Annotated in this window: 15 protein-coding genes; 14 read left to right on the top strand and 1 reads right to left on the bottom strand. The window is 62.8% G+C overall.

The window, feature by feature from the left end; translation table 11 throughout:
- The first annotated feature begins 53 nt into the window (after nucleotides 1–53).
- From proS to AC07UB_RS03365, 3 genes are all read left to right on the top strand, one after another.
- Nucleotides 54–1373, top strand: a complete 1320-nt coding sequence (proS, locus tag AC07UB_RS03375) for a proline--tRNA ligase (protein ID WP_492789035.1) — start codon at nucleotides 54–56, stop codon at nucleotides 1371–1373.
- Between the two features lie 97 nt (nucleotides 1374–1470).
- Nucleotides 1471–2739, top strand: a complete 1269-nt coding sequence (locus AC07UB_RS03370; protein ID WP_492789036.1) for a lipoprotein-releasing ABC transporter permease subunit — start codon at nucleotides 1471–1473, stop codon at nucleotides 2737–2739.
- A gap of 8 nt (nucleotides 2740–2747) precedes the next feature.
- Nucleotides 2748–3446 (top strand): ABC transporter ATP-binding protein, encoded by a 699-nt coding sequence (locus AC07UB_RS03365; protein ID WP_492792612.1) that lies wholly within the window; start codon nucleotides 2748–2750, stop codon nucleotides 3444–3446.
- 36 nt (nucleotides 3447–3482) lie between these two features.
- Here AC07UB_RS03365 and AC07UB_RS03360 read toward each other — a convergent pair whose 3' ends face one another.
- A complete protein-coding gene (locus AC07UB_RS03360) occupies nucleotides 3483–3743 on the bottom strand; it encodes a DUF3551 domain-containing protein (protein ID WP_492789037.1) in 261 nt (86 codons plus the stop codon).
- Between the two features lie 567 nt (nucleotides 3744–4310).
- On the opposite strand from AC07UB_RS03360, the gene dnaE reads away from it, so the two are divergent.
- From dnaE to bamA, 11 genes are all read left to right on the top strand, one after another.
- Nucleotides 4311–7847 (top strand): DNA polymerase III subunit alpha, encoded by a 3537-nt coding sequence (gene dnaE / locus AC07UB_RS03355; RefSeq protein ID WP_492789038.1) that lies wholly within the window; start codon nucleotides 4311–4313, stop codon nucleotides 7845–7847.
- Between the two features lie 111 nt (nucleotides 7848–7958).
- Nucleotides 7959–10223 carry a caspase family protein gene (locus AC07UB_RS03350; RefSeq protein ID WP_494652156.1) on the top strand — a complete coding sequence of 755 codons (2265 nt, stop codon included), beginning with the start codon at nucleotides 7959–7961 and terminating at the stop codon, nucleotides 10221–10223.
- 220 nt (nucleotides 10224–10443) lie between these two features.
- Nucleotides 10444–11436 (top strand): 30S ribosomal protein S2, encoded by a 993-nt coding sequence (locus AC07UB_RS03345; protein ID WP_492789040.1) that lies wholly within the window; start codon nucleotides 10444–10446, stop codon nucleotides 11434–11436.
- A gap of 174 nt (nucleotides 11437–11610) precedes the next feature.
- Nucleotides 11611–12534, top strand: coding sequence for a translation elongation factor Ts (gene tsf / locus AC07UB_RS03340; RefSeq protein ID WP_494652159.1), 924 nt, complete (start codon nucleotides 11611–11613; stop codon nucleotides 12532–12534).
- Nucleotides 12535–12626: 92 nt separating this feature from the next.
- On the top strand, nucleotides 12627–13343 hold the full coding sequence (gene pyrH, locus AC07UB_RS03335) for a UMP kinase (protein WP_492789042.1): 717 nt from the start codon (nucleotides 12627–12629) through the stop codon (nucleotides 13341–13343).
- A gap of 107 nt (nucleotides 13344–13450) precedes the next feature.
- Nucleotides 13451–14014, top strand: a complete 564-nt coding sequence (gene frr, locus AC07UB_RS03330; RefSeq protein ID WP_492789043.1) for a ribosome recycling factor — start codon at nucleotides 13451–13453, stop codon at nucleotides 14012–14014.
- A 12-nt stretch (nucleotides 14015–14026) separates the two neighbouring features.
- Entirely contained in the window at nucleotides 14027–14785 is a 759-nt protein-coding gene (locus tag AC07UB_RS03325) for an isoprenyl transferase (protein WP_492789044.1), read from the top strand.
- A 62-nt stretch (nucleotides 14786–14847) separates the two neighbouring features.
- Nucleotides 14848–15636: a phosphatidate cytidylyltransferase gene (locus AC07UB_RS03320; protein ID WP_492792613.1), complete on the top strand. Its 789-nt coding sequence runs from the start codon at nucleotides 14848–14850 to the stop codon at nucleotides 15634–15636.
- Nucleotides 15637–15640: 4 nt separating this feature from the next.
- Nucleotides 15641–16864 (top strand): 1-deoxy-D-xylulose-5-phosphate reductoisomerase, encoded by a 1224-nt coding sequence (gene dxr, locus AC07UB_RS03315; protein ID WP_492789045.1) that lies wholly within the window; start codon nucleotides 15641–15643, stop codon nucleotides 16862–16864.
- A 46-nt stretch (nucleotides 16865–16910) separates the two neighbouring features.
- Nucleotides 16911–18059: an RIP metalloprotease RseP gene (gene rseP, locus AC07UB_RS03310; RefSeq protein ID WP_492789046.1), complete on the top strand. Its 1149-nt coding sequence runs from the start codon at nucleotides 16911–16913 to the stop codon at nucleotides 18057–18059.
- 171 nt (nucleotides 18060–18230) lie between these two features.
- Nucleotides 18231–20762 carry an outer membrane protein assembly factor BamA gene (bamA, locus tag AC07UB_RS03305; RefSeq protein ID WP_492789047.1) on the top strand — a complete coding sequence of 844 codons (2532 nt, stop codon included), beginning with the start codon at nucleotides 18231–18233 and terminating at the stop codon, nucleotides 20760–20762.
- Nucleotides 20763–20841: the final 79 nt, after the last annotated feature.

Genomic DNA, 20841 nt, shown 5'->3' with positions numbered 1-20841 from the left:
TTCCTAGGCTTCGCTGCCGATTCCCTGACCAATCGAAAACCCTGAGTGATCCCATGCGATTGTCGCGTTTTTTTCTGCCAATTCTCAAGGAGACGCCGAAAGAGGCGGAGATCGTGTCGCACCGGCTGATGCTGCGCGCCGGCATGATGCGGCAGGAAGCGGCCGGCATCTATGCGTGGCTGCCGCTCGGCTTACGGGTGCTGAAAAAGATCGAAAAGATCGTGCGTGAGGAGCAGGACCGCGCGGGGGCGATCGAGCTTCTGATGCCGACGCTGCAACTCGCCGATCTGTGGCGCGAGAGCGGACGCTACGACGCCTACGGGCCGGAGATGCTGCGCATTGCCGACCGCCACAAGCGCGAGCTGTTGTACGGGCCGACCAACGAGGAAATGATCACGGAGATCTTCCGGGCTTACGTGAAGTCTTACCGGAGCCTTCCGCTCAACCTCTATCATATTCAATGGAAATTCCGCGACGAACAGCGTCCGCGTTTCGGCGTGATGCGCGGCCGCGAATTCCTGATGAAGGATGCCTATTCGTTCGATATCGACGAGGCGGCGGCGCGGCTATCCTACAACAGGATGTTCGTGGCTTACCTGCGCACCTTCGCGCGCATGGGCCTGAAGGCGATCCCGATGCGCGCCGAGACCGGACCCATCGGCGGCGATCTCAGCCACGAGTTCATCGTGCTGGCGGAGACCGGCGAGTCCGGGGTGTTCTGCAACAAGGACGTGCTCGACCTGCCGGTGCCGGACGCGAGCGTGGATTACAACGGCGATCTCACGCCGATCATCAAGCAGTGGACGGATCTCTACGCCGCCACCGAGGACGTTCACGATGCTGCGCGCTACGAGCGCGAGGTGCCGGCCGACAAGCGGGTGCAGACCCGTGGTATCGAGGTCGGGCAGATTTTCTACTTCGGCACCAAATACTCCGACATCATGAAAGCGGTCGTGTCCGGTCCCGACGGCGCGGAGAAGCCGGTTCATGGCGGCTCTTACGGCGTCGGCGTGTCGCGTCTGGTGGGCGCGATCATCGAGGCCTGCCACGACGAGAACGGCATTCAGTGGCCGGAAGAGGTGGCGCCGTTCCGGATCGCCATTCTCAATCTCAAGCAGGGCGGCAGCGATACCGACGCGGCCTGCGAGAAGCTCTATGCGGCGCTGACGGCCAAGGGCGTGGATGTTCTGTACGACGACACCGACCAGCGGCCGGGCGGTAAATTCGCCACTGCCGACCTGATCGGCATTCCCTGGCAGGTTTTGATCGGGCCGAAGGGGCTCGCCGAGGGCAAGGTCGAAATCAAGCGCCGCAGCGACGGATCGCGTGAGTTCATGAGCCTTGACGACGCGATCAATCGCTTCGCGCCTTAAGTCATACACCGATTTATGTACCGGCCGTGTCGCAGTTACTGCGGCACGAGACTAGAATTCGCCCGATTCGTGTGAAAATCCGAACCATGGAACCAACATGAGCGAGCCAGTTCGGACCCCACCTTTCGCGCCATTCGAATGGATGTTGTCGTCCCGCTATCTGCGGGCGCGGCGCAAGGAAGGGTTCATTTCGGTCATTGCCGGATTTTCGTTCCTTGGGATCATGCTCGGGGTGGCGACGCTCATTATCGTGATGGCCGTGATGAACGGCTTCCGCAAGGAATTGCTCGACAAGATTCTCGGCCTCAACGGCCATGTGGTTGTGCAGCCGCTGGAATCGCCGCTGACGGACTGGAAGGAAGTGGCCGAGCGCATCAGCCGGGTCGACGGGATTCGCCTCGCGGCTCCGGTGGTGGACGGACAGGCGCTGGCGTCGTCGCCGTTCAATGCGTCGGGCGTTTTCGTCCGGGGTATCCGGGCTCAGGACCTCAACAGCGTCACGTCGATCACCAAGAACATCAAGCAGGGCACGCTGGAAGGCTTCGACGAGGGGCAGGGTGTCGCGATCGGCCGCCGCCTCGCGGATCAATTGTCGCTGCGCGCCGGGGACAGCATCACGCTGGTGGCGCCGCGCGGCGCGGTGACGCCCATGGGCACGACGCCGCGCATCAAGCCCTACAAGGTCGCGGCGGTGTTCGAGATCGGGATGTCCGAGTACGACGCCTCGTTCGTCTTCATGCCGCTGGTCGAAGCGCAAGCCTATTTCAACCGCGCCAATGACGTGACCGCCATCGAGGTCTACACGACCAATCCCGACAAGATCGACGTCTTCCGAAAGTCGGTGACCGAAGCGGCGCAGCGGCCGATCTTTCTGGTCGACTGGCGACAGCGCAATTCCACGTTCTTCAATGCCTTGCAGGTCGAGCGCAACGTGATGTTCTTGATCCTGACGCTGATCGTGCTGGTGGCCGCGCTGAACATCGTCTCCGGCCTCATCATGCTGGTGAAGGACAAGGGCAGCGACATCGCGATCCTGCGCACCATGGGCGCGTCGCAAGGCTCGGTGATGCGGGTGTTCCTGATCACCGGCGCGGCCATTGGCGTGGTCGGGACTCTCGTCGGATTTCTGCTGGGGCTGCTGATCTGCATGAACATCGAATCGATCCGGCAGTTCATTTCGTGGATGACCAACACCGAACTGTTCTCGCCGGAACTGTATTTCCTGTCCAAGCTCCCGGCTGAGGTCGATGTCGGGGAAACCGCGGCAGTCGTCATCATGGCGTTGACGCTGTCGTTTCTGGCGACGCTGTATCCGTCGTGGCGCGCCGCGCGCCTCGATCCCATCGAAGCTCTCAGATACGAATGAGCGCACAGATGGAGCAGGGGGAAAATGGCGTTCCGGTCGTGTATCTGCACGACGTCCGCAGGCGGTACAAACAGGGCGAAGCGACGCTGACCATTCTCGACGGCGCAAGTCTGGCGCTGTGGGAAGGCCAGTCGGTCGCGCTGGTCGCACCGTCCGGTACGGGAAAATCGACGCTGCTGCACATCGCAGGGCTGCTGGAGCAGCCCGACGAGGGCGAGGTCTATGTCGGCGGGACCGCGACGTCCGGATTGTCGGACTCAGAGCGCACGCAGATCCGCCGCACCGACATCGGTTTCGTCTATCAGTCGCACCGGCTGCTGCCGGAATTCTCCGCGCTTGAGAATGTGATGATGCCGCAGATGATCCGCGGCCTGCCGAAGAAGGAAACCATCAAGCGGTCGCAGGAAATCCTGGCCTATCTCGGCCTGGCAGATCGCGTAACGCATCGGCCGGCGGAATTGTCAGGGGGCGAGCAGCAGCGCGTGGCGATTGCCCGCGCGGTCGCCAATGCGCCGCGGGTTCTGTTCGCCGATGAGCCGACCGGGAATCTCGATCCGCATACCGCGGATCATGTGTTCAAGGCGCTTACGCAGCTTGTGAAGGCGACGCGCGTCGCGATGCTGATCGCGACGCATAATATGGATCTGGCTGCACGGATGGACCGCCGTGTGTCGCTTCAGGACGGCCACGTCGTCGAACTCGACTGAACGCTGTTAGGTGAGCGCCGTTAGAGTACCGATTGATCAGTACGACCGGCGCCTGCGTGAATAAATCCGGTCATCCGGCTCGTCATAGCCGCCCTGGTAGAAATAGTTCCGGTCGCAGTAGGCGCGCTGCCCAGAGGCCGTGATCATGCACTGTGCGTAGGTGTAGTAGCTGCAATCGCCACGATCCGAGGTGTTCGGGCTGAAGAGACAGAACGGAAGGTTGCGCGCCTCGGCGGCGGAAGGCTGAAAGGTCAAGGCGGCGCCGATAGCCGCTGCAGCCAGAATCAAAGTTCGCATTGGGATCTCCTGTTCGGCTGACTGCCGACTCTCCGTTGGTATTTGTCCCACACAAAGCGGTTCAAGCCTGCGTGGTCAACTCACGTTCGCGCGCAACGGCGTCGCACGGCTGCCCCTGACGCCAATTTACGAGTCGTTAGCTTTGTTGGTTTCAGCGGCTTTTCCGGTGTTGGTCCCTGCTTGACTTTGAGAACAAATAAGGAACAATGTTCTTATTACGTTCTCATAGACCGATGAGGAGTTGGATCATGTTGAAGACGTTCGTGGAAGAAGCCGCTGCGCTGACCTCGCTGGTGCTTTTCGTTGGAATGATCGCGATCTGGGCGCAAGTCATTCCTCAGATGTAAAGCTCGCATCCTCGGGAATGTTCGAGAATGCCGAGAGGCTGGGGATAAGGATGATGGACCGACAGGTCGGCGTGTTCCGCGTGGACACCCACTGCTCAAGGCACCACCATCAGTCTCTCTGAGTCGCGGCTCCCGGAGTCGCCGGCTTTTCCTAGTCGCTCTGCATCGCAGGCTGTTCATCCACCGATGAATCGCGTTTGCGAAGGTTGCCAAGGTAAGCATGTCCAAAAACGTACCGTCGAAATTGTCCGCGTCGGATCCCGGATTCGTTCATCTGCACGTTCATTCGGCCTATTCGCTGCTGCAAGGTTCGATGACGATCGCCAAATTGGCGGAACTCGCCAAGGCCGACCGTCAGCCCGCGCTGGCGCTGACCGACAACGACAACATGTTCGGTGGGCTGGAATTTTCCGAGAAGATCGCCGGCTACGGCATCCAGCCTATTACCGGCTGTGCGGTGTCGGTCGATTTCGGCGATCAGGACATCACGGCGCGCAACGCGCTCGCACCCGCGCGCATCGTCCTGCTCGCGACCAATGAAGACGGCTATCGCAGCCTGATGAAACTGAACTCCCGCGCGTTTCAGGACACGCCGGTCAATCAGGCGCCTCACATCAAGGTTGAGTGGCTGGAAGGCGAGACCGGCGGCCTCATCGCGCTGACCGGAGGACCGGACGGGCCGATCGCGCAGGCGATCGTCGCCGATCAGCCCGCGCTGGCGCAGGCGCGCTGCGACGTGCTGGCGAACTTGTTCGGCGACCGGCTTTATATTGAATTGCAGCGTCATGGACTTGAGAGCGAGCGCCGCTGCGAATCCGTCCTGATCGACATGGCTTACGCGCGTAACCTGCCGCTGGTCGCGACCAACCAGCCGTATTTCGCAACCGCCGACGATTACGAAGCGCACGACGCGCTGCTTTGTATTGCGGGCGGGCGGCTGGTCTCGGAGACCGACCGCAACCAGCTGACCCCTGATCATCGCTTCAAGACTCGCGCCGAAATGGCCGTGCTGTTTGCCGACTTGCCGGAGGCGCTAGCCTCCACCGTCGAAATCGCGAAACGCTGCGCGTTCCGCCCGAAGACGCGCAAGCCGATCCTGCCGCGCTTCACGGTTGTCGGAAGTGCCAATTCGGATAATGCGGAAGGTGAGGAGGGCGCCGAGTTACGCCGTCAGGCCGAGGAAGGACTGGCGGGACGTCTTGCGACCCACGGTCTGGCCCAGGGCGTGTCCGAGGAAGAGTACCGCGCGCGTCTGGCGTTCGAGATCGACGTCATCACCCGCATGAATTATTCGGGCTACTTCCTGATCGTGTCGGACTTCATCAAATGGGCGAAAGCTCAGGGGATTCCCGTCGGCCCGGGCCGTGGTTCGGGCGCGGGCTCATTGGTGGCCTACGCGCTGACGATTACCGACCTCGATCCGATCCGTTTCGGCCTGCTGTTCGAGCGCTTTCTCAATCCCGAGCGCGTGTCGATGCCGGACTTCGACATCGACTTCTGTCAGGACCGCCGCGGCGAGGTGATCCGCTATGTGCAGGACCGCTACGGCCGCGAACAGGTCGGCCAGATCATCACGTTCGGAACCCTGCAGGCGCGCGGCGTGCTGCGCGACGTCGGCCGCGTGCTGCAGATGCCTTACGGACAGGTGGACCGGCTCACCAAGCTGGTGCCGCAAAATCCCGCAGCACCGGTGACGCTGTCGGCGGCGATCGCCAGCGAACCCAAGTTGCAGGCGTTTCGCGATGAAGATCCGGTGGTGGCCCGCGCCTTCGACATCGCGCAGCGTCTCGAGGGCCTGACGCGTCATGCCTCGACCCACGCCGCCGGCATCGTGATCGGCGACCGGCCACTCTCTGAACTCGTGCCCATGTACCGCGATCCGAAATCGGACATGCCGGTCACGCAGTTCAACATGAAGTGGGTGGAGCCGGCGGGACTGGTGAAGTTCGACTTCCTCGGTCTGAAGACGCTGACCGTGCTCGATGTCGCGGTGAAGCTCCTGAAGCAGCGCGGGGTCGAGGTCGATCTCGCGACGCTGCCGCTCGACGACAAGCCGAGTTACGAGATGCTGGCGCGCGGCGAAGTGGTCGGCGTGTTCCAGGTTGAAAGTCAGGGCATGCGGCGCGCGCTGGTGGACATGCGCCCCGACCGTTTCGAGGACATCATCGCGCTGGTCGCGCTGTACCGCCCGGGTCCGATGGCGAACATCCCGACCTATTGTGCGCGCAAGCACGGTGACGAGGAGCCTGAATACCTGCATCCGATGCTGGAGCCGATCCTCAAGGAAACGTTCGGCGTCGTCATCTATCAGGAACAGGTGATGCAGATCGCGCAGGTCATGGCGGGCTACTCGCTCGGCGACGCCGACCTGCTGCGCCGCGCGATGGGCAAGAAGATCCGCGCCGAGATGGACAAGCAGCGCGCCGGTTTCGTCGCGGGGGCCGTCAAGAACGGCGTGCCGAAAGGGCAGGCCGAGGTTATCTTCGAGCTGCTCGCGAAGTTCGCCGACTACGGCTTCAACAAGAGCCACGCAGCGGCCTACGCGCTGGTGTCGTACCAGACCGCCTACATGAAGGCGCATTATCCGGTGGAGTTCATCGCCGCGTCGATGACGCTGGACATGAACAACACCGACAAGCTGTCGGAATTCCGCGCGGAAGCGCAACGGCTCGGCATCAAGGTCGAAGCGCCGTCGGTCAATCGCTCGGGCGCGACGTTCGAAGTCAACGACAAGACGATTTATTACGCGCTCGCCGCGCTGAAGGGCGTCGGTGGCCATGCTGTCGATCTCATCGTCGAGGCGCGGAAAGAAGGCGCGTTCACGTCGCTGGCCGATTTCGCCGCGCGTGTGAATCCGCGCGCCATCAACAAGCGTGTCGTGGAAAGTCTCGCGGCGGCAGGCGCCTTCGACACCATCGACGCCAATCGCGCGCGGGTGTTCGCGGGCGCGGACGCCATCGTCGCGGCGTGCCAGCGCGGCCACGAAGCATCGACCAGCGGACAGAACGACATGTTCGGCGGTTCGGCGGATGCGCCGAGCATCGTGCTTCCCAATCTGGAACCATGGCTGCCGGCGGACCGCCTGCGCCGTGAATACGACGCCATCGGCTTCTTCCTGTCGGGCCATCCGCTGGATGACTACGCGACCGTACTGAAGCGTCTGCGTGTGCAGTCATGGAGCGAGTTCTCCCGCGCGGTCAAAACGGGCGCGACGGCAGGGCGTGTCGCCGCGACAGTGGTGTCGCGGATGGAGCGCCGCACGAAAACCGGCAACAAGATGGGCATCATCGGATTGTCCGACCCGACCGGCCATTTTGAAGCGGTGCTTTTCTCGGAAGGACTGGCGCAGTATCGCGATGTTCTTGAGCCGGGCTCCGCTGTTCTCATGCAGCTCGGCGCGGAACTTCAGGGCGAAGACGTGCGCGCGCGGGTGCTGCACGCCGAACCGCTCGACGATGCCGCGGCCAAGACGCAGAAGGGACTGCGCATTTTCGTGCGCGACGACAAGCCGCTCGAATCGATCGAGAAGCGACTGGTGGGCCATGCCGCGGCACCGGCGGGTGGTGCAGGCCGCTTCCAGCAAACCAAACCGGCGCCGGCATCGGCAGGTGCGAGCGACGGCGAAGTCACGCTGGTGATGATGCTCGATCTCGAAACCGAGGTGGAATTGAAACTGCCGGGCAAGTACCGCGTTTCGCCGCAGATTGCCGGCGCGCTCAAGGCTGTCTCCGGCGTGGTGGACGTGCAGACCGTGTGACGATTTTGCGCAGGCGAACACATCGCCTTATTTCGACTGTTTTTCGTTCAACCAATGTTCATGCGGCACGGAATTGACTGTGTGCGATGGGCTGAACGAGGGACTGTTTCGATGCGCGGGATTCTCAGGCTCTTGAAGGTCGCGGTGCTCATGGTGGCCGCCGCCGTGGCGTCGCCATTGGCAGCGCAGACCCCAAATCCTTCGGCGCAAGCGAAGCAGCAGGATCGCATCGCGCTGGTGATCGGCAACGGCAACTATCAGGGGTCTCCACTGGCGACGGCTGCGAATGATGCCGGCCTAATCGCCCAGACATTGCAGGCGGCAGGCTTCGACGTTGTCGGCGCGCGCGATCTCGACGGCGAGACGCTGCGCCAGACCTTCCGTGATTTCATCGACAAGGCGAAGAAGGCCGGACCGGACACCGTCGCGGTCGTCTATCTCGCAGGCTACGGCCTTCAGCTCGCGGGCGAGAATTACTTTGCGCCGGTCGATGCGAACATGGCACGCGACACGGACGTGCCGGTCGAAGGGTTGCGCGTCGGCGATTACATGCGCCAGTTGTCGGCGCTGCCACTGAAGGCGACAGTCGTCGTTCTCGACGCCGCCTACAGTCATCCGTTCGCCAAGGAAGGCCAGCCGCTGGCCGGTGGTCTTGCGCTGATCGAGCCTGAGCCCAGGAGCCTGATCGCATTCAACGCGGCACCCGGAACGGTCGCACCGTCTCCGACGGGCAACTACGGTCCTTATGCGCAGGCACTGGCGGAAATGATCCGCACCGGCGGCATTTCGCTGCCCGAAGTTTTCAACCGTACGCGGCTACGCGTCAACGATGTGACCAAGGGCGCGCAGGTGCCATGGGATGCGCAGAAGCTCGAAGGCGAGTTCATGTTCTTCGAGCGTGCGCCCGATGCGCCGCCGCTTCAGGCCGATCAAGGCGCCGCCGCGCGTTCAAAGCCGATCCGCGATCTCGGCGCGCAGGATGCTTACACAGCCGCGCTCGAACGCGATACGATTGCGGACTACGAGGCCTTTCTTGCGGCCTATCCCGACGATCCGATGGCGAAGCGGGTGAGGGCGATCGTTGCCGCGCGCCGCGAAGCAATCACATGGCGGCAGACCTACCGCGCAAATACGCAGCAATCGTACTGGTCCTATCTAAAGCGCTATCCGAAAGGCCCGCACGCCGCCGATGCGCGCCGCAGGCTGGCCAATATCGCTGCTGCGCTCGAGCCGCCGCCGGCGTTCGACGAGTACGCCTATGACCTGCCGCCGCCGCCGGAATATGAGTACGAATATATCGATCGGCCCTATCTGATGTTCGACGATCCGGTGTTTGGTTTCGCGCCGCCGCCGCCGATCGCGGTGTTCTTCCTGCCGCCGCCGCCGGATGATTTCATCGTGCTCGATCCGCCGCTTTATTACGACGATGTGTACTATCTGCCGCAGCCGGTGTTCATTCCGATTCCGATTTACATCCGTGCGCCGATTTACGTGCGGCCGCCGCGCAACCGTTTCCTGTTCACCAACATTCACAACACGAACGTCATTCAGAACATCATCAACCGGCGTCCACCGTCGCTCGACGCGGCGCGACCCGGTGGCCGCCGTCCGGGAGGACGTGATGGCATAGCGGCGACAACGCGTCCCGCGTTTGCGCCGGCTCTGCCGCCATCAGCCACGCGCCGCGCAAACCTGATCCGTCAGGGCAAGGTGGCTGCGCCTGCGGGCGTGCTTCCGGGTCGCGATCGGCCGGGTCGTCCGGGGCAGGGCCAACCGGGTGACTCAGCCAGACCGGGTAACAACCTTCGCCCCGGCAACGTGCTGCCGGGTCAAACCCCGGGAGCGGGTCCCGGTGCGCGGCCGGACAGGAATGCGCGGCCAGGCGGCCCTAACGCCTTGCCGACACCCGGCGTGACCGGTCCCCAGCCGGGACGCGACGGTCGTCCGGGACGGATCGACCGGGGTTCGGCGGCCCGGCCCGATGTCGCGCGGCCATCCGAGCGACCGGGAACTGTCGCGCCGTCAGGACCGTCCGCGCGGCCGCAAATCCGCCCTGAGCGGCCGGAGGGCCGGACCCGGCCGCAATTCCAGCGTCCGCCGACAGCGTCCCGGCCCCAGACAGCCCCCCGGCCACAGGTCCAGAGGCCTCAAATCCAACGGCCGCAGTTCCAGCGCCCGGCGGCGGCTCCGAGGCCCCAGATGGCGCCACGGCCGCAAATGGCTCCACGGCCACAAATGGCGCCCCGGCCTCAGATGGCTCCGAGGCCTCAAATGGCGCCGCGGCCACAGATGGCCCCGCGTCCGGCTCCGGCTCCCCGTGCCGCCCCGGCTGCCCGGCCCGCACCGGCCGCAAGACCCGGCAAGCCGCCAGGTTGAGGGCTCAGACCGAGCACTTCGTCTCGCCGTAACCGGCGGGACTTCCGCCGTGAAATCGGCCGGATTTGCTTGCTTAACCATGGTCGCGTGGGTATAAGCCGCGCATCTCACACGGAAGCATGGCTCTTAAAGGCCGTCCGGTGGCACGCCGGGCCGAGACTTTTGTCGTTGGTTCGTAGTGCTCACACGCTTCCGGAGGAACCAACCGGAGAATAGAACTATGGCGTTACCTGAATTCTCGATGCGTCAGCTATTGGAAGCTGGCGTTCACTTTGGTCACCAGTCTCATCGATGGAATCCGAAAATGGCGGATTACATCTTCGGTGCCCGTAACAACATTCACATCATCGACCTCGCGCAGACCGTGCCGTTGCTTCATCGCGCGCTGCAGGCTGTCAGCGACACCGTCGCCAAGGGCGGCCGCGTGCTGTTCGTCGGCACCAAGCGTCAGGCACAGGACGGCGTGGCGGAAGCCGCGAAGCGTTCCGCACAGTACTTCGTCAACTCGCGCTGGCTCGGCGGCACGCTGACCAACTGGAAGACGGTGTCCGGCTCGATCAAGCGCCTGCGCCAGCTCGACGAGATGCTCGGCTCGGGTGAAGGCTCGCAGTACACCAAGAAAGAGCGCCTCACACTGACGCGCGAACGTGACAAGCTCGACCGCTCGCTCGGCGGCATCAAGGACATGGGCGGCTTGCCCGACCTGATCTTCGTGATCGACACCAACAAGGAAGACATCGCGATCCAGGAGGCCCAGCGCCTCAACATTCCGGTCGCCGCGATCGTCGACACCAATTGCGATCCGAAGGGCATCACCTACGTGGTTCCCGGCAACGACGACGCCGGCCGCGCGATCTCGCTGTATTGCGATCTCATCGCGCGCGCGGTGATCGACGGCATCTCCCGTGCACAGGGTGGCTCTGGCATCGACATCGGCGCGATGGCCAACCCGGTTCCGGAAGCCATTGAAGCAGCACCTGTCGGTTTTCAGGGGCTTGCGGGTCCGCGCGGCGTCGCCGACGACCTCAAGAAGCTCACAGGCGTGTCGGGCGCGATCGAGAAGAAGTTCAACGATCTCGGCATCTTCCACTACTGGCAGCTGGCCGAACTCGATCACGATACCGCCCACAAGATCGGCGAAGAAGTCGGTCTTCCGGCACGTGCCGATGGCTGGGTCGCCCAGTCGAAGGCGCTGACCGCGGAAGCGGAATAAGCCTCACACCTCTCGCGCGGCCGGTTGATCCGGCCGCGTCTTTCCCCGGACGGCGCGTGTTCCGCACAAGTGCGACCTGAATACGCGCGAGCTTATATGTAATCCTGCGCGTCGAACCCGGCTTGCCAGCACATGCTGCGCCGCGCGGCCCGCAGAGGCAAAGGACATCCGACGATGGCAACGATCACAGCAGCATTAGTCAAGGATCTGCGCGAGAAGACCGGCGTAGGCATGATGGACTGCAAGCAGGCGCTCAACGAGACCAACGGCGACATGGAAGCCGCCATCGACTGGCTGCGCAAGAAGGGTCTATCCAAGGCCGCCAAGAAGGCCGGCCGCGTCGCAGCCGAAGGCCTGATCGCGGCCATCACCGCGGGCACCAAGGGCGTTGTCGTCGAGGTCAATTCCGAGACCGACTTCGTTGCGCGCAACGAACAGTTCCAGGGCCTCGTCAAGATGATCGGGCAGGTTGCGCTCAAGGCGGGCGCCGACGTCGAGAAGATCAAGGCGGCTCCCGTCGGCGACCTCACGGTCGACCGCGCCATTCAGGATGCGATCGCCACCATCGGCGAGAATATGACGCTGCGCCGCGCGGCCGAACTGTCCGTCAAGGACGGCGTCATCGCGAGCTACGTCCACAACGCGGTGCTCGACGGCCTCGGCAAGATGGGCGTGATCGTCGCTCTCGAATCGACCGGCAAGAAGGACGAACTCGCGACCCTCGGCCGCCAGATCGCCATGCACATCGCTGCTTCGAATCCGCAGGCGCTGGACGCAGCGAGCCTCGATCCTGAAGCCGTGCGCCGCGAGAAGGACGTGATGGCGGACAAATACCGTCAGCAGGGCAAGCCGGACGCCATGATCGAGAAGATCGTCGAATCGGGCCTCAAGACCTACTACAAGGAAGTTACCCTGCTGGAGCAGGCTTTCATTCACGACAGCGCCAAGACAGTGGCGCAGGCCGTGAAGGAGGCTGAGGGCAAAGTCGGCGGACCTATCAAGGTCACCGGGTTTGTGCGCTATGCTCTGGGCGAGGGAATCGAGAAGCAGGAATCCGATTTCGCCGCTGAAGTCGCTGCCGCTGCAGGCCAGGGGTAACGACATCCGCGCGCGTCGGTCGAGATTCTGAGCGCATTCAGCAAAGTCGTTTTGCTCCGGAATGCGCTCAATTCGAGAGAGTGAGCGATCGCATGGGTGAACCGGCTTACCGACGTGTTGTGATCAAGGTCTCCGGCGAGTATCTCGCCGGCGACCAGTCCTTCGGCATTCACCAGCCCACCATCGACCGCATCGCCAGCGACATCATCAAGGCGCGCGAGCTTGGCGTCGAAATCGCCGTGGTCGTCGGCGGCGGCAACATTTTTCGCGGCGTTGAAGTTTCCTCGCGCGGCGTCTCCCGCACCACCGGCGACACGATGGGAATGCTCGCCACCGTTATGAATTGCCTTGCGCTCGAATCCGCGCTCGAGCGCAAGGGCCAGTCGGCCCGCTCGCTGTGCGCTTTCGTCATGCCGCAGATCAGCGAACTGTTTACGCGCAGCGCAGCCCACAAATACCTCGCCGAGGGCCGCATCGTGCTGCTCGCCGGCGGCACGGGCAATCCGTACTTCACCACCGACACGACCGCTGTCCTTCGCGCATCGGAAATCGGCGCGCAGGCGGTACTCAAGGCCACCAATGTGGACGGCGTCTACAGCGCCGACCCGAAGAAGGACAAATCCGCCAAGCGGTTTGACCGGCTGAGCCATTCGCAGGCGGTCGAGGGCGGCTATAAGGTGATGGACGCCACGGCCTTCGCGCTTGCCCGCGAAACATCATTGCCTATCATCGTGTTCTCGATCGCGGAGCCGGGCTCCATCGGCGCCATCCTGAGCGGCAAGGGCAAGGGCACAATCGTTTCCGGCTGACGCCGCGCAGCCATCGACGGCGCGAGCGAAAAAGCCCGTGTTCGAACAACAAGATACAGGGTGCGGTCGATGAGTGGGCCGCGTCAGACTTGAAGGAGTAGCATCATATGGCCGCCGCGAACTTTGATATCAACGATCTCAAGCGCCGGATGGAAGGCGCGATCAGTGCGCTCAGGCACGAACTGGGCGGACTGCGCACCGGACGTGCTGCGATCTCGATGGTCGAACCCGTCCAGGTGGAAGCCTATGGCAGCCATATGCCGCTCAATCAGGTCGCGACCGTGAGCGTGCCCGAGCCGCGCCTCCTGTCGGTGCAGGTCTGGGACAAATCGATGGTGAAGGCCGTCGAGACCGCGATCGTCAATTCAAACCTCGGCCTCAGCCCCGCGACCGAAGGTCAGGTCATCCGCCTGCGGATTCCCGAACTCAACGAAGAGCGCCGCAAGGAACTGGTGAAAGTCGCGCACAAGTATGCCGAAGCCGCGCGCGTCGCGGTTCGTCATGTCCGCCGCGACGGACTCGACGTGCTGAAAAAAGCCGAAAAGGATCACCAGATTTCGGAAGACGACGAGAAGCGTTTTTCGAACGACGTGCAGAAGGCGACCGACGCCGCGATTGCCGACATCGACAAGCTGCTCGGCACCAAGGAAAAAGAAATCCTCACCGTTTAAGAGATCGCGCGAATGTCCAACGGCGCCATGCCAAAGCCAGAGCCATCGGATCGTGCCGATGCGCCGCGGCATGTCGCGATCATCATGGACGGCAACGGACGCTGGGCGGCGGCGAGGGGATTGCCCCGCGCCGAGGGACACCGCCGCGGTGTCGAGGCGCTGCGCAAGGTGGTCCGCGCCACCGGCGAACTCGGCATCTCCTATCTGACGATCTTCTCGTTCAGCTCGGAGAACTGGTCGCGCCCTGCGAGCGAGATCGGCGATCTGTTCGGTCTGCTGCGCCGGTTTATTCGCAACGATCTCGCGACGCTGCATGCCGACGGTGTGCGGGTTCGCGTGATCGGCGAACGCGAGGGGCTGGAGTCCGATATTTGTGCGCTCCTGACCGAAGCCGAAGAACTCACGCGAAACAACGACCGCCTCACGCTGGTCGTGGCTTTCAACTACGGCTCGCGGCAGGAAATCGCCAACGCCGCGCAACGGCTCGCGCGAGAAGTCGCAGAGGGCAAGCGCGATCCTTCCACGATCACGCCCGAAACTCTCGGCCGTGCGCTCGATGCGCCGGATATTCCGGACCCCGACCTGATCATTCGCACCAGTGGCGAGCAGCGCCTGTCGAATTTTCTGATGTGGCAGGCCGCTTACAGCGAACTGGTTTTCGTCCCTGTCCATTGGCCGGACTTCGACAAGGCCGCGCTGGAAGGCGCGATTGCCGAATACGCGACCCGCGAGCGCCGTTTCGGCGGCCTGGTCGCGAAAACCGGATCGTGAGCGGCGTGACGCCGGATACGACCCCCACACCGGATTCCGTCAAAGGCTCGAGCAATCTCTTTATGCGCGTGATCGCGGCGCTTGTGCTTGCGCCGCTGACCATTGCAATTGCGTGGGCCGGCGGCTGGCCGTGGGTCTGCCTTGTGACGGCGGCAGCAGCGTTGCTTTACTTCGAATGGCTGATGGTCGTCGGCGCGTCGCACAACCGCATCGTCGCGGCGGTTGGAATTGTCGCGCTCGTGATCGCCGGGCCGTTTCTCGGGGGCGGACGCCTTGATGTGACGCTTGCGGTCATCGCGGCGGGACTTGTGTTGCTGGCAATTCTTGCGCGCGGTCGGCGCCTCTGGGTCACGAGCGGACTGGTATATGCGGCGGCGGCGCTTGTCGCGTCCGTTCTGGTACGCCTCGATGCGGACTTCGGATTTGTCGCGCTCATCTTCGTGCTGCTGGTCGTGTGGATGACCGATATCGGCGGTTACTTCGCGGGACGAGGCATCGGTGGACCGAAGCTCTGGCCGCGCGTCAGCCCGAAGAAGACATGGGCGGGCGCGGTCGGCGGACTGGTGCTGAGTCTCGCGGTCGCTGCTATTTTCGCGTTGCTCGGTTTCGGCAAGATGCTTCCATTGCTGCTGCTCGGCACGGTGCTGTCGGTTGTTTCGCAACTCGGCGACCTGTTCGAATCCGCAATCAAGCGCACGTTCGGCGTCAAGGATTCGAGCCAGATCATTCCCGGTCACGGCGGATTGCTGGACCGGCTCGACGGTTTCGTTGTGGCGATTGTTGTCGCCGCGGTTATTGGCTTTATGCGCGGCGGCCTCGATGGCGTCGGTCGCGGTTTCATGGTTTGGTGATGAGATGAATGCAGTTCCGTTGCGTAACGACAAGCCTGCCGCGTCCGCCCTGCGCAGCGTGACGGTGCTGGGCGCCACCGGTTCCATCGGCGACAGCACGATGGATCTGCTGCGCGCCTCGCCGGAGCGCTATCAGGTCGAAGCGCTGACCGCGAACAGCAATGTAGACGCGCTGGTCAAGCTCGCGAAGGAATTCAACGCGCGCTACGTGGCGGTGGCGGATGCTTCGCTGCTCGGTCAACTGCGCGACGCGCTGGCCGGAACGGGCATCGCGCATGGCGCGGGCGACAGCGCCATTATCGAAGCCGCGGAACGGCCGGCCGACTGGGTCATGGCGGCGGTCAGCGGCGCTGCGGGGCTGAAGCCTGCGCTGGCGGCGGCGGATCGCGGCGCGACCATCGCGCTCGCCAACAAGGAATGCCTCGTCTGTGCCGGTGACTTCTTCATGGACCGCGCGCTGAAAGCAGGGGCCTGCATCCTGCCGGCGGATTCCGAGCACAACGCGCTGTTTCAGGCGCTGGCCTCCGGCAACCGCGACGAACTCGTGCGCGTCATCATCACAGCCTCCGGCGGTCCGTTCCGCACGTGGAAAGCCGCCGACATCGAGCAGGCGACACTTGCGCAGGCGCTGAAACATCCGAACTGGACCATGGGGCAGAAAATCACCATCGATTCCGCGTCGATGATGAACAAGGGCCTCGAGGTCATCGAAGCCTCTTATCTGTTCGCGCTGTCGCCGGACGAGATCGATGTGCTGGTGCATCCGCAGTCCATCGTTCACGGCATGGTGGAATTCTCGGACCGCTCAGTAATGGCGCAACTCGGCACCCCCGACATGCGCACGCCGATTGCGCATTGCCTCGGCTGGCCCGATCGCATCGTCGGCCGCGCCGCGACGCTGGACCTTGCCAAGATCGGCTCGCTCACGTTCGAAGCGCCGGACTACACCCGGTTCCCGGGGTTGAAACTCGCTTACGACGCGCTCCGCACAGGCAATGGCGCGACAACCGTGTACAACGCTGCGAACGAGGTCGCGGTGGCGGCATTTGTCGCGCAAAAGATCCGCTTCGGCGGTATCGCGCAGCTGGTCGAGGCGACGCTGAACAACTGGGTACGGAGCGGAAATCTGGCGCCGCTGGCAAGCGCGGATGACGCGATTTCCGTTGACCATATCGCGCGAAATAGTGCTGCCGCCCTCTTGCCTCAAATTGCCTTAAAGGCATCCTAGTAGGTTGGGGACGGGGCCATGCGGCTTGCTGGTGAGGGATAGGCTTGTGGATTTTTTCCTGAATAGTTTCAGTACGTTGAGTCATGGCCTGATCGGCTACATTATCCCCTTCCTGTTTGTCCTCACCATCGTCGTGTTCTTTCACGAGCTCGGCCATTTCCTTGTCGCGCGCTGGTGCGGGGTAAAGGTCCTCACGTTCTCGCTCGGTTTCGGCCCGGAACTGTTCGGGTTCAACGACCGCCACGGCACCCGCTGGAAGGTGTCGGCCATTCCTCTCGGCGGTTACGTCAAGTTCTTTGGTGACGAGTCGGAGGCCAGCACGCCGTCGTCCGACACGCTCCAGACGATGACCGAGGCCGAACGCAACGTCAGTTTCCATCACAAGAAGGTCGGAGCGCGCGCCGCGATTGTCGCTGCGGGTCCGATCGCGAACTTTATCCTTGCGATTGTCATCTTCGCCGCGCTGTTCACGTTCTTCGGCAAGCCGAGCCAGACCGCGCGCGTCGATACCGTTCAGGAAAACAGCGCCGCCGCTTCGGCCGGGTTCAAGTCGGGAGACGTCGTCGCCGCTATCGACGGCACTGCCATCGAAAGCTTCACCCAGATGCAGCGGATCGTCAGCACCAAGGCGGGTACGCCACTGGTGTTCACGGTGAAGCGCGGTGATCAGGTCATCAAACTGACCGGCACGCCGCAGCAGCGCGACATCAAGGACAGCTTCGGCAACGTCCATCGTGTCGGCGTTCTCGGAATCACCCGCGCATCGGGGCCGGGGGACACCATCACCCAACCAGTGAATCCGGCGACCGCTGTTTGGCTGGGCGTCAAGGAGACCTGGTTCGTGGTGGACCGGACGGTCTCCTATATCGGCGGTATCTTCACCGGCCGGGAGAATGCGGACCAGGTCGGCGGCCCGATCCGGATCGCCCAGATCTCGGGGCAGGTGGCCACCATCGGTCTTTCAGCGTTGATTCACCTGGCTGCGGTACTGTCGGTCTCCATTGGCCTTCTCAACCTGTTTCCGGTGCCGCTTCTCGATGGTGGACACCTTTTGTTCTACGCCGTGGAAGCGATCCGCGGGAAGCCGCTGTCGGAGCGGTCGCAGGAGCTTGGATTCCGGGTCGGGCTGGCTCTGGTGCTGATGCTGATGATCTTCGCGACCTACAACGATATCCTGCATCTCGCCGCGTCCTGATTGCGGCTTTTTTACAGGCGTGGCCGAACAGCAACGTCTTGTTGGGAAATTGGAATTGCGCCGCGAAAGGTCGTTTGCCCATTTGGCAAAATTGGCTACAAGCGGTGCAACATTGGGGAATCTCCCGGTCCGGAAACGGGTCGGCTTTGGAATGACAAGGGCGCCTGGCGCATGATGGTTGGAATGCGAGTGCTACGGGGCGGCCTGGTCGCTGCCCTGGTCATGGTTGCTTTGCCGGTCGCCGCTGTGGCGACGGCGACGCTTGTGTCGTCTCAGGCTGCCGCCCAGACCGCGGCGTCCATTGGGGTCGAAGGCAATCGCCGTATCGAAGCCGACACCATCCGCTCCTATTTCAAACCAGGCCCCGGCGGGCGTCTGGACAGCGCCCGTATCGATGACGGGCTGAAGGCCCTGGTCGAAACCGGCCTGTTTCAGGACGTGAGGATCAACAACGCCGGCGGACGTCTCGTCGTCGTGGTTGTCGAAAACCCCGTCATCGGGCGCGTCGCTTTCGAAGGCAACAAGAAGGTCAAGGACGAGCAACTCTCGGCCGAAGTCCAGTCGAAGGCCCGCGGAACGCTGTCGCGCGCGATGGTTCAGGCCGACACCGCACGCATTACCGAAATCTATCGCCGCAGCGGCCGTTACGATGTCCGGGTCGAACCGAAAATCATCGAGCAGCCGAACAACCGCGTCGACCTTGTCTTCGAGGTCACCGAGGGTGCGAAAACCGGCGTCAAGTCGATCGAGTTCATCGGCAACCAGGCGTTTTCGTCCTATCGCCTGAAGGACGTGATCAAGACCCGCGAAAGCAACTTCCTCAGCTTCCTCGGCGGCAACGACGTCTATGATCCGGACCGCATCGAGGCCGATCGTGATATTTTGCGCCGCTACTACCTGAAGAACGGCTACGCCGACATTCAGATCGTTGCCGCGCTGACCGAGTATGATCCCGAGCGCAAGGGATTCCTCGTGACCTTCAAGATCGAGGAAGGCCAGCAGTACCGTGTCGCTTCGGTCGAGTTCCAATCCAGCATCTCGACGCTCGACGGAAACGCATTCCGCCCGCTGTCTCGTGTGAGCATCGGCTCGGTGTACAACGCCGAGGCCGTTGAAAAGTCCGTCGAGGAGATGTCGATCGAGGCGTCCCGGCGCGGCTATGCATTCGCGACGGTGAAACCGCGCGGCGACCGCAACTTCGAAGCGCACACGGTTTCAATTGTGTTCGCCATCGATGAGGGCCCGCGCACTTACATCGAGCGAATCAATGTTCGCGGAAACACGCGAACCCGCGACTACGTCATTCGCCGCGAGTTCGATATTTCCGAAGGTGACGCCTACAACCGCGCGCTGGTCGATCGCGCCGAGCGCCGCCTCAAGAATCTCGACTACTTCAAGACCGTCAAGATCGTTCCCGAACCCGGATCGTCCAGCGACCGCGTCGTTCTGAACGTCGATCTCGAAGAGAAGTCGACCGGCGACTTCTCCGTGTCCGGCGGTTACTCGACCGCGGACGGCCTGCTTGGCGAAGTCAGCATCTCGGAACGAAACCTGCTGGGACGCGGTCTGTACGCGAAGGCAGCCGTTCAGTACGGCCAGCGCGTGCAGGGTTACTCGCTGTCGGTCGTCGAGCCGTATCTGCTCGGCTATCGCGTCGCGCTCGGTCTCGACTTCTATCAGCGCAAGCAGCTCGCCTCGAGCTACGTGTCGTACGATTCGCAGTCGATCGGTTTCAGCCCGCGCCTCGGCTTCCAGCTTCGTGAAGACCTGAACCTTCAGCTGCGCTACTCGATCTCGCAGCAGAAGATCACGCTGCCGTATTATCTGACGAATTGTAACAACGACTTCGGATCATCGTTGTACTACCCGACTCCCGCCTATCTCAACGCCGGTGGCAGTGCGGCCTCCCCACCGGGTGGAGTTATTCCCGGTCCGTTTGCGGTCGGTGGCAATAACTGTTTCGCGGACGGCGAAGCTTCGGTTGCTGTGAAGCAGGGGCTTAACAACGGCGCGGTGACGACGTCGGCCATCGGATACACGCTGGCCTACAACACGCTCGACGACAACAAGAACCCAACCAGCGGTCTTCTCGCGACTCTGGCGCAGGATTTCGCCGGTGTCGGCGGCGACGTCAGCTATCTGAAGACCACGGGTGACGTTAAGCTGTACACACCGGTCGTGTCCGACATCGTCGGCGTCCTGCGCCTGCAGGGCGGTGTGCTGACCGACACGGGCAGCGGCATTCGCATGCTGGATCACTTCCAGATGGGTCCGAATCTCGTTCGCGGCTTCGCGCCGGTTGGTATCGGTCCGCGCGATATCACGCAGGGCACTTATATGGACGCACTTGGTGGTACCAAGTATTGGGGCGCGTCAGCCGAATTGCAGATGCCGTTCTGGTTCCTGCCCAAGGAAATCGGCATGAAGGGCGCGGTTTACGCCGACGCCGGTTCGCTGTGGGACTATCAGGGAGTGACATCAGGCGTTATCGGAGCGTCGTGTAACAGCACGCCTTTGATCAATGCCCAGAACCAGTGCATGGACATTGCTTCCAACGGCATGGTGGTGCGTTCATCGGTCGGTGTCGGCCTGATCTGGCAGTCGCCATTCGGTCCGCTGCGCTTCGATTACGCGGTTCCGCTGACCAAGGGTGCGAATGACCGCGTGCAGGAATTCCGGTTCGGCGGCGGTACCTCATTCTGAGTTCGGATCGGACTCGCACTTCGCATAAGGCGGATACCGAAACTCCATTCGGTATCCGCTGCATTATTTGTTGCAGGCA

Source organism: Afipia sp. GW821-FHT04G03 (assembly GCF_059419985.1).
The sequence above is the reverse complement of the archived record's forward strand: the minus strand, read 5'-3'. Positions and strand labels throughout refer to the sequence as shown.